The sequence below is a fragment of the Vreelandella neptunia genome, from assembly GCF_022489065.1.
GTDB classification, from domain to species: domain Bacteria; phylum Pseudomonadota; class Gammaproteobacteria; order Pseudomonadales; family Halomonadaceae; genus Vreelandella; species Vreelandella neptunia_A.
Window position 1 is genome coordinate 40131 of the sequence record NZ_JAKVTW010000023.1, and the last position, 11441, is coordinate 51571.

Consider the following 11441-nt stretch of genomic DNA (forward strand, 5'->3'; position numbering starts at 1 on the left):
CTATTCGCACTTGGGTTGGCGGTCTCAATGACCAAATGCAATATCTTACCCTCCGGTATGGTTTTGCCACGACTCATTGCTATTGCGACCTCTCTACTGAAGACCGAGCCGCCATCATGCAGATGCGGGTTCACTACTAAATCCGAACCATCGCCCGACAATTGGAACATCCGCCCAGCGCCATCTCACGGGAACTGGCATACCAAACAATCCGTTCTGACAAAACCTATGATGCCAGTCTCGCCGGTTTCAGAGTCCGGCTAACCCGCTGCCGACCTCAGCAGCAGCCTAACGGTCATTTATGCTGTAAATTTTACATTTTATTTTGTGACACTTTTTAGCGTGCGAGATTGACCTTAAATTACCTAGACAGCATTTCAAAAACCGACGAAAACCCTTATATAGTAGGCTCTTTAGACAAATAACAACAAATAAAGCAGTGCTAAGGAAATCAAATCAATCCGGCTCATAACCGTCATCGGTTCAAATCCGGTCCCCGCTACCAAACATAGAGAAAGCCGTTACCGAAAGGTAGCGGCTTTTTTGCGCCTGTAGATTATGGAGGCGACACGATGAATTACCTGCAACGCGATATTCAGCGCTGCCCCAGAGTCGCTGTGTACGGCACGCTGAAAAAGGGGCAGCGAAATCACCATTGGCTTGAAGGTGCGACACTCATCGGTCATGACCGTTTGGACGCTATTACCCTATACGACCTTGGCCCTTACCCAGGTGCGAAATTAGCCGCCTCAAACGGCACAGTGGTCGAAATTTATGCCATCGACGCTCAGCAATTAAAGCGACTTGATGAATTAGAAGACTACTTTCATGACGCGCCCAATGAAGGCGTATACGACCGCGCCGTGCTAGCGACCCAGTATGGGGAGGCGTGGTGTTATCTATATAATGCGGATGTTGATGACACCCAGCACATCAGCAGCGGTGAATGGTAAGCGGCTTTATTGTGGAAATGTATCCACCCTCTCCCATTTCTACCTATGATCAAACACAACTTACCCTGCCCTCACTCAATGCTGTCCCGAGTTAAATGCCGACCTGAGTTTAACGCTTAACACCTTAATTTCTATCAAGTTGCACATAGCGCAATAATGATTTGTGATTTATCCGATTGTAGCAATGATCTTCAGCCCCCAGACTGTCTTTCATCGGGCATAAGGATGTTCTCGTTGTCCGTTTAACATATCTTGTCTGCATAAAGGAGTTAACGATGCGCAAAGGCACAGCACTCGTCGTCGGCGCTACCGGCATTACTGGCGGCAATCTGGCCAGCTACCTCACGGCTAGCGGATGGACCGTTTACGGCCTATCTCGCCGACCCACTGATCAAGCAGGGGTGATTCCTGTCGCTACCGATTTACTCGATCGCGAGGCCACGGCTGCTGCACTAGCTGAGCTACCCATCACCCACGTGTTCTATTGCACCTGGGTACGCCGCGACAATGAGAAAGCGAATGTCGAAGCCAACGGCACGATGATGCACAACTTGCTTGATGCTTTGCAGGGCGCAAGCTTGGCGCATGTCTCGCTAGTGACAGGCACCAAGCAGTACTTGGGCGCCTTCGAGAACTACGGTAGCGGCAAGACCGAGACACCGTTTCGTGAATCAGCGCCTCGCGTACCCGGCGAGAACTTCTACTACACCCTTGAAGACATTATGTTCGCAGCGGCCGAGCGTGATGGCTTTAGCTGGAACGTACACCGTCCGCACACGGTGATTGGCTATGCCCGCGGTAACGCCATGAATATGGGCGTGACACTGGCGGTTTACGCGTCTATCTGTAAGGCAACGGGCAAGCCGTTCGTCTTCCCTGGCTCCCAGGTGCAGTGGAACGCGTTGACCGACCTAACCGATGCGCTTGTACTGGCACGGCAGTTAGAGTGGGCAGCCATGACGCCAGGCGCACATAATGAAGCCTTCAATACGGTCAATGGCGATGTTTTCCGCTGGCGTCGACTGTGGCGTGAAATGGGTGAGTTTTTCGAGCTTGAAGTGGCCGACTGCCCGGAAACACCACAGCCTTTAGAAGAACAGATGGCGGATATCGCACCCATCTGGGCGGAGATTGCCGAGCAAAATGGCCTGATTGAAGCCGACGTTACCAAGCTGGCTTCCTGGTGGCACACCGATGCGGACCTTGGGCGCGAACTTGAGTGCGTCAACGATGTTACCAAGTCGCGTGATTTCGGCTTTGACCACTTCCGCGAAACACGCGCGGCATTTTTTGACCTGTTCGCCCGCCTTCGTGCGGAACGTATTATTCCTTAAGCATTAATAGAAACAGCACCAGAAAAAGCACCGGTACCAGGGCGCTCCCCGCGCCCTGGTTCTCTCTTGGTCATTTGTTGAAGCTTTAAACCACCCCGCATTAAGTTTTATTTCCTCTTCATTCCTTGAATCCTCCAGGCTACGCCTGCATATCATGGGGAACTATTTCTCATTTTTAGCTGACGAGTCTACCCATGTCGATTATTGATCCCCGTTCAGGTAAGCCGCTTACGGCAGATACCGGAAATGCCGATGCTGCACTGCCTAACGATGAGCAAGCAGCGGTGCGCCCCGAAGATGTCATTATCGAGCTTAACGCAGGCAATATTCAGCAGGTGCTGGAAGCCTCCATGCAGGTACCGGTGCTAATGGGCTGCTACTCGCCTTCTGAAGGTAGCAGCAGCACGCTATTAGCAGTGCTGGATAAGCTGGTGGTTGAGTACGCGGGCGCTTTTCTGCTCGCCAAGCTCGATATTGAAGCGAATGCTGAAATCGCCGGCCAACTCGGCGTACGCTCTGTGCCCGATGTGAAGCTGATTAGCCAGGGCGGGTTAGTCGATGGCTTCCAAGGCGCCCTGCCGGAAAAAGAAGTGCGTGAGTGGCTGAATCGCTACTTTCCCGCACCCGGCGAAGCCCCGCCCACGCCCGAAGAGCAGGCTGAAGAAGCGCTCAAATCGGGCGATACAGCGGGCGCGCGCGAGATTTACCAAACGCTGATGGGCCAGTATCCAGAGCACTATGCCTATCAGGTAGCGTTCGCTCGCGTGTTGGTGGCCGAAGGCCAAGGCAATGAGGCGCGGCAAGTGCTGGACAACCTGCCGCCGGAAGAGCGCGACGCAGCACCGGCGCGGGGCGTACGCGCCAGCATCGAATTTAGCGAGCAGGCACTTTCAGCCGAAGAGATCGCCGCACTGGGTGATCGCACCGATAGCGAAGCGCAGTACCAGCGCGCCCTGCGCCAAGTGGCGGATGGTCAGTATGATGCAGGCTTAGAAGCGTTGCTGGCACTGATGAAGCAAGATCGCGCCTATAACGATGACGCGGCGCGTAAAACGCTGTTACAGGTGTTCGACGCACTCGGCGCCGATCACCCGCTGACCGTTGCTTACCGCCGTAAACTCTTTGCCATGCTTTACTAAAGGTTATTCAGCCCCGTTTTAGCAAATTATCCATGCGAGCTAGTGCCGCTTCCAATTGGGAGGCAGTGGTACCTAAGTTAAGCCGCACAAAGCCGGGGCAGCCAAAGGCAGCCCCGTCTGAAAGCGCCACTCCAGTCTCTTTCAATAACGTCTTATAGGGCGCATCTCCCAAACCTGCTTCGCGCATATCCAACCACGCTAGATACGTCGATTCTGGCGCACTCCAATGAACGCCGGGCCAGCTAGCTACGCGTGCCTCCAGCGTTGCGCGGTGTTCGCGGAGTACGTTTAATAACGCCTGACGCCACGGCTCACCATCACGATAAGCTGCCTCTGCAGCGACCAAGCCAAGCACGTTGCCATCGGGCAGCAGCCCTTTTGACGCTGCCGCAAAACGCTGGCGCAATTCAGGATCGGGAATCACGGCACAGGCGCTGGTTAATCCCGCCAAATTAAAGGTTTTAGACGGCGCCCAAAGCGTAATCGTGCGCTTAGCCAAGGCAGGGAACGCGGCCACTAACGGTCGGTGACGCGCGCCTTCGTCTAATAGCAGATCACAGTGAACCTCATCTGAGACCACCCATAGATCATGACGCTCGACCAATTCAGCGAGTGCAGCAAGCTCCTCATGGCGCCATACGCGCCCCGTCGGGTTGTGGGGCTGACACCACAGAAGCAATCGCGTCTGGGGGGTAATCGCTGCCTCCAGGGCGGCAATATCGAGCTGCCAAGACTCCCCTGGCGCTGTGGGCGCTGACAACATCGCTTGCTGGGGCAGTCGGCCAGTACGCTCGGCAACCGCTAGGAAGGGCGGATAGATGGGAGCTACCGTCAATACACCGTCGCCTGGCTCGGTAAGCGCCAGTGCGGCTAGATGTAAGGCAGGCACGACGCCTGGGAGCCATTGCTGCCACTCGGACTGTATAGGCCAGTCATAGTGGTGAGCACTCCACTGGCAGAGGGTTTCTGTTAACGTAGCGGGCACTTCGCCATAACCATACACGCCGTGAGCTACCCTTGCCTGCAGGGCATCAATCACCGCAGGCGGAGAGCGAAAATCCATATCAGCCACCCACAGTGGTAATACGTCGTCGCCGTAGCGGTGCCATTTTTGCGATGCCCAACCACCTTCAGGGTGGCGTCGTTCCACAGGCGTGGCAAAATCATAGACCATTACTCATCTCACTCATTAAATAGGGGTTGTGCCGAGCATGCCGCAAGATGACTTTTATACCAAGATGCGGGCGGGGCTGTCTGCGCTGCTGCGGCAATGGCGCTCGCTTGGGCAGGCGAATTTAGACCAGCTAGCGCTCATTTTGGCCGAAACGGCACGGGTTGCGAAATTAGGCACCCCCGACGCCACACCCAGCGGCGAGACTCTTGAGCAGTGGAGCCAGGATGAGCTCGGCGAGATGCCGCTATGGGCGCCGCGCACTGCCGTATTTCTACTTAATCAAATGCCCGCCCGCCCTACCCCGGATAGCGAGTCTGAAGCCTGTGCCTGGGCGTATTGCTGGCTACGCAATCGCTCATTTGATTCATTGCAAGCGGCTCATGATGCTCTTCCTGCGCACTTAAAAGCCCCTCTACAAGAGGCCCTAGAAGCGGCTTGGCGTGATCAGCAAGGGCTACGTTTGGTATAACAGAAGCTTGACCAAGCGCTTGCTAGGGTTAATCCTGAAGAGCTCCGTTATGCCTATAGCTACTTCTTTCATAACCCTCTTCATAACTACAAGGACATGCCATGTTCACCCGCACCATTGAGCCCGCGTTTTACGACACCGATGCCTTGGGGCATATTAATAATACTCGCCTACCTGCATGGTTTGAGCTGGCTCGTAACGATCTATTCAAGCTCTTTACGCCTGACTTAAATCCTAAGAAGTGGCGATTGATTATGGCGCGCATGGAGGTCGACTACCGGGCTGAACTGTTTTACGGTCACGACATCGAAATACGTACGTATTTAACGCGTCTGGGCAATAGTTCATTTACGGTAACCCAAGAGGCGCGTCAGCACGGCAAACTTACAAACCTTGGGCACACCGTTATGGTGCAGTATGACCATGATGCCAAATGTGCCATGCCCATCGAGGGCGACCTACGCGAGGCACTAACGTCGCACCTGCAAGACGCGCCTGAGCCCGCCTGATTACCGCTGCCCCGCTCTGCCGGGGCAACAGGAGCCTGTGTAATGGCCATCCGCTACAACCTCTGGATAGACCCTGACAACGTGGCCCAGCACCGTGCCGTAGAGGCCGATCTGGAAAACTATTTTGTCGAACGCTTCGCCGACTATCCGCATATCCGCTTGTTTGGGGCCGACCCCTACGATTATGATGCCCCCTTCAATCGCCTCTATGATGTGCTAATGGCACGAGCCGCTGAATACTGTGAGCGGACGTGGTGCTATGTCGCGTCGCCTGAACAGCTCAATCGCTGCTTTTTCCGTGCCGTTGGCCGCTCAAATAAATTTGTGAGAGACCAACCCGATGGTGATACGCACCAATCAGGCGCCTGACGAACGTCAGCTTGCCATTATCGCTCAACAGCTTGGCCGCGCTCCGCGTGGTATTGAAGCAGTCGCCGCCACCGATGGTGAAGGAACCCCGCTGGTATTGCGCATGGCCCCCATTGTCGATGGCAAACCCTTCCCCACCCTGTATTGGCTCTGCTCCGATGTGCTGAAAGTTGAGATTTCCCGCATCGAAGCCGTTGGCGTTATTAAAGCGCTCGAACAACGCCTTCAGGAAGAACCTGAATTTCTTGAAGCTTATCAACAGAGTCATCGTGACTACGTCTCCGCTCGCTGGGACTATATGAGCGATGCTCAACGCGAAGAAGTCGCTAAGTTGGGTTACACCAACGTGATGACCGAACGAGGCATTGGCGGTATTAGTAACTGGCACCAGATACGCTGCCTGCACACCCAGTATGCTCACCACTTGTGCGGCGATAACGTGATTGGGCAGTGGATGGATGAGCACCATCAGGTAGACCGCTTTTTACCCTAAGCCCCTCTCATTAGCTTCATTTTCTTTAGCTACGGTTTTAGCGACGTTCATATTTCAACGATAGGGAATAAACGAATGGCTCGAATCTGCGTTTACCTTGGTTCTCGGGAAGGCAATAGCCCTGCTTTCCGTCAGGCGACTAATAAACTAGGACGCACGCTTGCTGAACGCGGCCATACCCTGGTTTATGGCGGCGCACGCATCGGTCTAATGGGTGAGTTAGCGAACGCGGCGCTGGAGGCTGGCGGCGAAGCCATTGGCGTGATGCCGGATCACTTAGTGGAGCGCGAACAGGCACACTTGGGGTTAAGCGAGCTGATTCGGGTGCGTAATATGCACGAACGCAAAGCCACCATGGCGGCCAACGCCGATGCTTTTATCGCCTTACCCGGCGGGATAGGCACCTTTGAAGAGCTGTTTGAAATTTGGACATGGGGCTATTTGGGGCTGCATGAAAAGCCCATGGGCCTGCTCAATATCGATGAGTTTTACTCGCCCCTGCTGACATTTTTAGACAGCACTGTCAGCCATGGTTTTTTAGCGTCCGCCACCCGCGATATGTTGCTCGATGCAGCGACGCCCGGTGAGCTGCTTGATATAGTAGAAGCCCAGCTATAGCGCTATTCTGAATAGCGCTAATCTGAATAGCGTTAGCGGCTCATGCGCTCGGTGAGCCTGAGGGTATGCTGATAAGTTAATTGCAGCAAACGTGCATCTTCACCCGCCCGGTGCCGGTGAATGCCGCGCTCGGCAATCATTGCTTCTTTGGTATCGCTCCATAACGCCTGCTGCTCTTCGCTGAGCAGTATTCTTAATGCCTCAAGGCGAAAACGCGGCAGCATCCCCGCGTGATGGAAGAGCAGAGAAAGCCACGTATTGTCGTAACCCCAGCTGTCGCTGTAAGCCTTGCCCAGCTCTCGCAGCTCATCATTTAACCAATGGGCAACCTGACGTACCGGATAACCTTCCTGAATGAGGCGCTCGCGCGAGATACCGTGTAGCAGTTCGGCTTTTGGGTCCCAATGCGTCCACTCGTCTAACGGTTGAATGAGAAAGGCACAGCAGCTTCCATCAGCACGGGCGATGCCAACTTCGATGGGATAGCTGCCACGCCCAAATCCGGACGCTTCAATATCTAATACTGTGGGTAGCGTCTCGGACACAACCTTCCTCACTCAATCAAAACGCGGTAGCGCTCTATGCGACGGCCACGTCATCTAGCGTCTGCTGTTCTGCCTGTCGCTGCCAGTAAGCGGCCCGCTCGTTATCCACCGCCAAACCCAACTCGCCCAAGCGATAGGCTCGGGCCAGTCGCTCCGCAGCCAAGTAGTGCCCAGATTGGGCAGCACGTGCGTACCAGGTGACCGCGTAGTCTTCGCGACGCGGGTACTGAGCACAGCCGTGCTCGTGGATTTGTGCCACCTGGTATTGTGACTTTACATCCCCGGCATGCGCTGCTTCCAGAACGTATCGCGCACCACGCGCCTTGTCTTGCGGGGTCTGACTGCGATGAAACAACATGTGGCCATATACGGAGAGCGCGTCAGGATGACCCGCTTCCGCACAGCGCTTAAACAAGCGCATCGTTAAACGCTGGGTGCGCGGTGAACGCGGCAGCAGCCAGTGATTATGAAACAACCTTTCAGCTAGGCGAAACTCTAGCCGAGTAAACAACGTTGATGCCTGCAGCATGGCAAACCACCCTGCCTATCTGTTGGAACCTTGGGCCAGCAGTCACAAAATAGCTGCCAACCACACGAGAAACCGGCCTTTAGCCGGTCGATGGGCTGGCAAGCATACGCCTGCCTTTGCGACGACTCAACCCCATTAATTTGCTGCTTTCAAAGAGCCTCGCTAACATGCCCTTCATAGGCCGCAAACCATCCTGGTAATGGCAGCTTATCTTGTGGCAATTTCGCCTTAGCAAGGAGATAAAAATGCAAACGCGCCCACTTGGCAGAACCGGCATAGAGGTAAGCCGACTCTGCTTAGGCACGATGACATTTGGCGAGCAAAATAGCGAAGCCGAAGCCCATGAGCAGCTTGACCGAGCCGTGGCATTTGGTATCAATTTCATTGATACCGCTGAAATGTACCCTGTGCCCCCGATGGCCACTACTCAAGGCCTTACAGAGCGCTATATTGGCAGTTGGTTAAAGCAGCGTGGGGCTCGGGACGACCTGATCATTGCCACCAAAGCCGCTGGCCCAGGGCTTGATCATATTCGTGGAGGCCCGCGCCTTACTCGTCAGCATATTCACCAAGCTATCGATACAAGCCTAGAGCGGTTAAATACCGACTATATAGATCTTTACCAACTGCACTGGCCCGACCGGCAAACTAATTTCTTCGGCAAATTGGGTTATGTGCACAGCGAAGACGAAGACGCGACGCCGTTAGAAGAAACGCTCTCTGCGCTGAAAGAGCTGATCGATGCAGGTAAGGTGCGGGCTATAGGGCTCTCCAATGACACCCCCTGGGGCGTCATGCGCTCGCTACAGCTGGCAGAGCAGCTGGACTTACCACGCGTGGCCTCTATTCAAAACCCCTACAACCTGCTCAACCGCTCTTTTGAAGTTGGCTTGGCGGAAATTGCCCACCGTGAAGATGTCGGCCTACTTGCCTATTCACCGCTAGGGTTTGGGGTACTCTCAGGTAAATACCTGAATGGCGCGCAGCCACCCAAAGGTCGTTTGACGCTGTATGAGCGCTTCAAGCGTTACACTTCGCCCGAAGCCGAAGCGGCCACCCAGGCTTACGTTGCGCTTGCTGAAAAGCACGAGCTGGATCCTGCACAAATGGCGCTGGCGTTTGTTAACTCTCGCAGCTTCTTGACCAGCAATATTATTGGTGCGACTACCATGGAGCAGTTGGAAAGCAATCTTGACAGCGAGAGCCTCAAGCTGGACAACGAAGTGCTTGAGGCCATCGAAGATATTCACCGCCGCATGCCGAACCCCTGCCCTTGAACAGCTGTTAAAAGCACCGTCGACTCTCACTAAGCTATCACCGCTATAGCCTCGGCCTTCGCCGAGGCTTGGTATACTGAGCTCACTTATATAACGCTTTTATTTACTAGAGCACGACCAGGAGCATGCGATGCTGAGTGTTATCTCTCCCGCCAAAACGCTGGATTTTGAAACCCCACCGACCACTGAGCAGGTGACCCAACCTGACTTTCTGAAACAGAGTCAGGCGCTTATCACTATTCTGCGCGACTACTCGCCGCAGCAAATCAGTGAACTCATGGGAATCAGCGATAAATTAGCGGGCCTGAATGCGGCGCGTTTTGAAGAGTGGCGCCCGCCCTTCACTCTGAGCAATGCCAAACCCGCTGCACAGGCTTTTCAGGGTGACGTCTATACCGGCTTACAAGCCGAGAGCTTCAGTGAGGCTGATAACCGCTATGCGCAATCACATCTGCGCATACTTTCTGGCTTATATGGCTTGCTACGGCCACTGGACTTAATTCAGCCGTATCGGCTAGAGATGGGCACTAAGCTGCCTAACAGTGCCGGTAAAGATCTCTATGCTTACTGGCAGCCCACCCTAACACTCGCACTCAATGAGGCCATTGCAGAAAGCGGCTCCAACGTGCTGGTTAACCTCGCCTCAAATGAGTACTTCAAAGCGGTAGACACCAAGCAGCTTAATGCGCGAATTATTACACCGGTGTTTAAAGATGAGAAAAACGGTACCTTTAAAATCATCAGTTTCTATGCCAAAAAAGCACGCGGACTGATGAGTGCCTGGCTTATCCAGCAGCAGGTTAACGATCCAGATCAACTCAAGGCGTTCGACGTGGCCGGCTATCGCTTCGATGCCTCGGCGTCTCAGGGTGATACCTTCGTTTTCACTCGCAAAGAAGCCGATCGCTAAAGCGAACGGCGGGGCTGGTACAAGCTAGAAAATACTATCTAGAAAAAATGTACGGGGCGTGAAGAACGCGGCTTTAAAAACCGCTGGTGCGCCTCTTTAAACTGCGCTGTTTCACAGCGGTGTAGCCACTCATAAGCCACCATATCAGCTGTCACCGCCACAGCACCGCTTGCGCAAGCACGCTCACGCGCCATTGCAGCCTCTTGCGGGCGGCGGCTGGCAGAGGCTTCGCTAAGCCAGTAAAGCTCATAGCCTGCCGCTAACAACCCCAACCCCGTTTGCAAGACACAGATATGCGCTTCTGTTCCACACAGTACTATCTGTGTTTTTCCTGATGCTGTTAATGCCTCACGAAATTCCGTTTCTGCCATGACGCCGAAATGCTGCTTCTGCCACAGTTTATAGTCGTCTAGAGCGGCCAGTAACATTGGTGCAGTAGCGCCCAATTTCTCAGGATTCTGTTCTGTTAGCCACACCGGCACCTCAAGCAAGCACGCCATTTCACCTAACCAAGCCGCTTCGTTAACGGCGTCTTGACCACCCTCAATCACAGGTAGTAATCGTGCCTGGAAATCGACCATTAGCAGTAAGCTTTTGTCACACTGTAGCTGCATGTTGCCTCCTTAATTTTTATCGTTATCCAGGCCAACCATAATAGTCATGATACAAACAATAAAGCAGCCGCTTTTTAGCGACTGCTTCGGTTAACTCTTCAATCAAATACTGGGCTTAGTCCTCGGCGGCATCTTCCATATCTTCGCCGAGCTCTTCCATGCTCTCCCCGGCATCTTCTGCAGCATTATCAATATTTTCACCCGCTTCTTCAGCAGGGCCTTGATCATCACAAGCGACAAGTCCGCCTGCCATCAAGGCCATAAACAGGGCGATTGCTAACTTCTTGGCTAATTGCGTCGTCATACCGTTTCTCCTCCTGAGATTTTACTTCTGGGTACGTACACCATAATACTAGATGCTGCGTGGCAACAACACCATGATAAATACGCAATCTATTGTTATCAATAAACTTCAAACACATGTTTCATTATTTTAAGGGCTAAATGTTCATGCGCATGCGTGAGCTCGCGTCAGCTCCCGGCCACTATTATCACTTTGTCCGACCAT

15 protein-coding genes are annotated in these 11441 nt (G+C 53.8%); 10 read left to right on the forward strand and 5 right to left on the reverse strand.

Annotated elements, in window-relative coordinates; translation table 11 throughout:
- Positions 1–572 precede the first annotated feature (572 nt).
- The 3 genes from MLE19_RS20645 (at position 573) to MLE19_RS20655 (ending at position 3426) form a co-directional block, all read left to right on the forward strand.
- The gene (locus tag MLE19_RS20645) at positions 573–953 is read left to right on the forward strand and encodes a gamma-glutamylcyclotransferase family protein (RefSeq protein WP_240720138.1); all 381 of its coding nucleotides are present in this window, start codon (positions 573–575) and stop codon (positions 951–953) included.
- A gap of 275 nt (positions 954–1228) precedes the next feature.
- Complete coding sequence (locus MLE19_RS20650; RefSeq protein WP_240720140.1) at positions 1229–2287, forward strand: SDR family oxidoreductase; 1059 nt, start codon at positions 1229–1231, stop codon at positions 2285–2287.
- 194 nt (positions 2288–2481) lie between these two features.
- On the forward strand, positions 2482–3426 hold the full coding sequence (locus MLE19_RS20655) for a co-chaperone YbbN (RefSeq protein WP_240720142.1): 945 nt from the start codon (positions 2482–2484) through the stop codon (positions 3424–3426).
- A 7-nt stretch (positions 3427–3433) separates the two neighbouring features.
- Here MLE19_RS20655 and MLE19_RS20660 read toward each other — a convergent pair whose 3' ends face one another.
- Entirely contained in the window at positions 3434–4600 is a 1167-nt protein-coding gene (locus MLE19_RS20660; protein WP_240720144.1) for a MalY/PatB family protein, read from the reverse strand.
- 37 nt (positions 4601–4637) lie between these two features.
- On the opposite strand from MLE19_RS20660, the gene MLE19_RS20665 reads away from it, so the two are divergent.
- The 5 genes from MLE19_RS20665 to MLE19_RS20685 all read left to right on the forward strand — a co-directional run bounded on the left by MLE19_RS20665 (position 4638) and on the right by MLE19_RS20685 (position 7058).
- Positions 4638–5069 carry a hypothetical protein gene (locus MLE19_RS20665; protein ID WP_240720146.1) on the forward strand — a complete coding sequence of 144 codons (432 nt, stop codon included), beginning with the start codon at positions 4638–4640 and terminating at the stop codon, positions 5067–5069.
- Positions 5070–5170: 101 nt separating this feature from the next.
- The gene (locus MLE19_RS20670) at positions 5171–5578 is read left to right on the forward strand and encodes an acyl-CoA thioesterase (RefSeq protein WP_240720148.1); all 408 of its coding nucleotides are present in this window, start codon (positions 5171–5173) and stop codon (positions 5576–5578) included.
- 42 nt (positions 5579–5620) lie between these two features.
- On the forward strand, positions 5621–5947 hold the full coding sequence (locus tag MLE19_RS20675) for a hypothetical protein (RefSeq protein ID WP_240720150.1): 327 nt from the start codon (positions 5621–5623) through the stop codon (positions 5945–5947).
- A complete protein-coding gene (locus tag MLE19_RS20680; RefSeq protein WP_240720151.1) occupies positions 5919–6440 on the forward strand; it encodes a DUF501 domain-containing protein in 522 nt (173 codons plus the stop codon). The genes MLE19_RS20675 and MLE19_RS20680 overlap by 29 nt, the downstream gene beginning before the upstream one ends.
- A 75-nt stretch (positions 6441–6515) precedes the next feature.
- Positions 6516–7058: a TIGR00730 family Rossman fold protein gene (locus tag MLE19_RS20685; RefSeq protein WP_240720152.1), complete on the forward strand. Its 543-nt coding sequence runs from the start codon at positions 6516–6518 to the stop codon at positions 7056–7058.
- Between the two features lie 32 nt (positions 7059–7090).
- On the opposite strand, the gene MLE19_RS20690 is transcribed toward MLE19_RS20685, so the two are convergent.
- Positions 7091–7603: a hypothetical protein gene (locus tag MLE19_RS20690; RefSeq protein ID WP_240720153.1), complete on the reverse strand. Its 513-nt coding sequence runs from the start codon at positions 7601–7603 to the stop codon at positions 7091–7093.
- Positions 7604–7637: 34 nt separating this feature from the next.
- Entirely contained in the window at positions 7638–8132 is a 495-nt protein-coding gene (locus tag MLE19_RS20695) for a tetratricopeptide repeat protein (protein WP_240720155.1), read from the reverse strand.
- Positions 8133–8377: 245 nt separating this feature from the next.
- Here MLE19_RS20695 and MLE19_RS20700 point away from each other — a divergent pair, with 245 nt between their 5' ends.
- Positions 8378–9409 carry an NADP(H)-dependent aldo-keto reductase gene (locus tag MLE19_RS20700; protein ID WP_240720157.1) on the forward strand — a complete coding sequence of 344 codons (1032 nt, stop codon included), beginning with the start codon at positions 8378–8380 and terminating at the stop codon, positions 9407–9409.
- 130 nt (positions 9410–9539) lie between these two features.
- Positions 9540–10319 carry a peroxide stress protein YaaA gene (yaaA, locus tag MLE19_RS20705; protein WP_240720159.1) on the forward strand — a complete coding sequence of 260 codons (780 nt, stop codon included), beginning with the start codon at positions 9540–9542 and terminating at the stop codon, positions 10317–10319.
- A gap of 38 nt (positions 10320–10357) precedes the next feature.
- Here the strand turns inward: yaaA and MLE19_RS20710 are convergent, their stop codons facing one another.
- Positions 10358–10933, reverse strand: a complete 576-nt coding sequence (locus MLE19_RS20710; RefSeq protein WP_240720162.1) for an isochorismatase family protein — start codon at positions 10931–10933, stop codon at positions 10358–10360.
- 115 nt (positions 10934–11048) lie between these two features.
- The gene (locus MLE19_RS20715; RefSeq protein ID WP_240720164.1) at positions 11049–11237 is read right to left on the reverse strand and encodes a hypothetical protein; all 189 of its coding nucleotides are present in this window, start codon (positions 11235–11237) and stop codon (positions 11049–11051) included.
- Between the last annotated feature and the right edge of the window lie 204 nt (positions 11238–11441).

What these genes read in the sequence shown, in the direction of transcription:
- MLE19_RS20645 (WP_240720138.1), top strand. Translation starts at nt 573, where the DNA reads ATGAATTACCTGCAACGCGATATTCAGCGCTGCCCCAGAGTCGCTGTG.
- MLE19_RS20650 (WP_240720140.1), top strand. Translation starts at nt 1,229, where the DNA reads ATGCGCAAAGGCACAGCACTCGTCGTCGGCGCTACCGGCATTACTGGC.
- MLE19_RS20655 (WP_240720142.1), top strand. Translation starts at nt 2,482, where the DNA reads ATGTCGATTATTGATCCCCGTTCAGGTAAGCCGCTTACGGCAGATACC.
- MLE19_RS20660 (WP_240720144.1), bottom strand. Translation starts at nt 4,600, where the DNA reads ATGGTCTATGATTTTGCCACGCCTGTGGAACGACGCCACCCTGAAGGT.
- MLE19_RS20665 (WP_240720146.1), top strand. Translation starts at nt 4,638, where the DNA reads ATGCCGCAAGATGACTTTTATACCAAGATGCGGGCGGGGCTGTCTGCG.
- MLE19_RS20670 (WP_240720148.1), top strand. Translation starts at nt 5,171, where the DNA reads ATGTTCACCCGCACCATTGAGCCCGCGTTTTACGACACCGATGCCTTG.
- MLE19_RS20675 (WP_240720150.1), top strand. Translation starts at nt 5,621, where the DNA reads ATGGCCATCCGCTACAACCTCTGGATAGACCCTGACAACGTGGCCCAG.
- MLE19_RS20680 (WP_240720151.1), top strand. Translation starts at nt 5,919, where the DNA reads ATGGTGATACGCACCAATCAGGCGCCTGACGAACGTCAGCTTGCCATT.
- MLE19_RS20685 (WP_240720152.1), top strand. Translation starts at nt 6,516, where the DNA reads ATGGCTCGAATCTGCGTTTACCTTGGTTCTCGGGAAGGCAATAGCCCT.
- MLE19_RS20695 (WP_240720155.1), bottom strand. Translation starts at nt 8,132, where the DNA reads ATGCTGCAGGCATCAACGTTGTTTACTCGGCTAGAGTTTCGCCTAGCT.
- MLE19_RS20700 (WP_240720157.1), top strand. Translation starts at nt 8,378, where the DNA reads ATGCAAACGCGCCCACTTGGCAGAACCGGCATAGAGGTAAGCCGACTC.
- yaaA (WP_240720159.1), top strand. Translation starts at nt 9,540, where the DNA reads ATGCTGAGTGTTATCTCTCCCGCCAAAACGCTGGATTTTGAAACCCCA.
- MLE19_RS20710 (WP_240720162.1), bottom strand. Translation starts at nt 10,933, where the DNA reads ATGCAGCTACAGTGTGACAAAAGCTTACTGCTAATGGTCGATTTCCAG.
- MLE19_RS20715 (WP_240720164.1), bottom strand. Translation starts at nt 11,237, where the DNA reads ATGACGACGCAATTAGCCAAGAAGTTAGCAATCGCCCTGTTTATGGCC.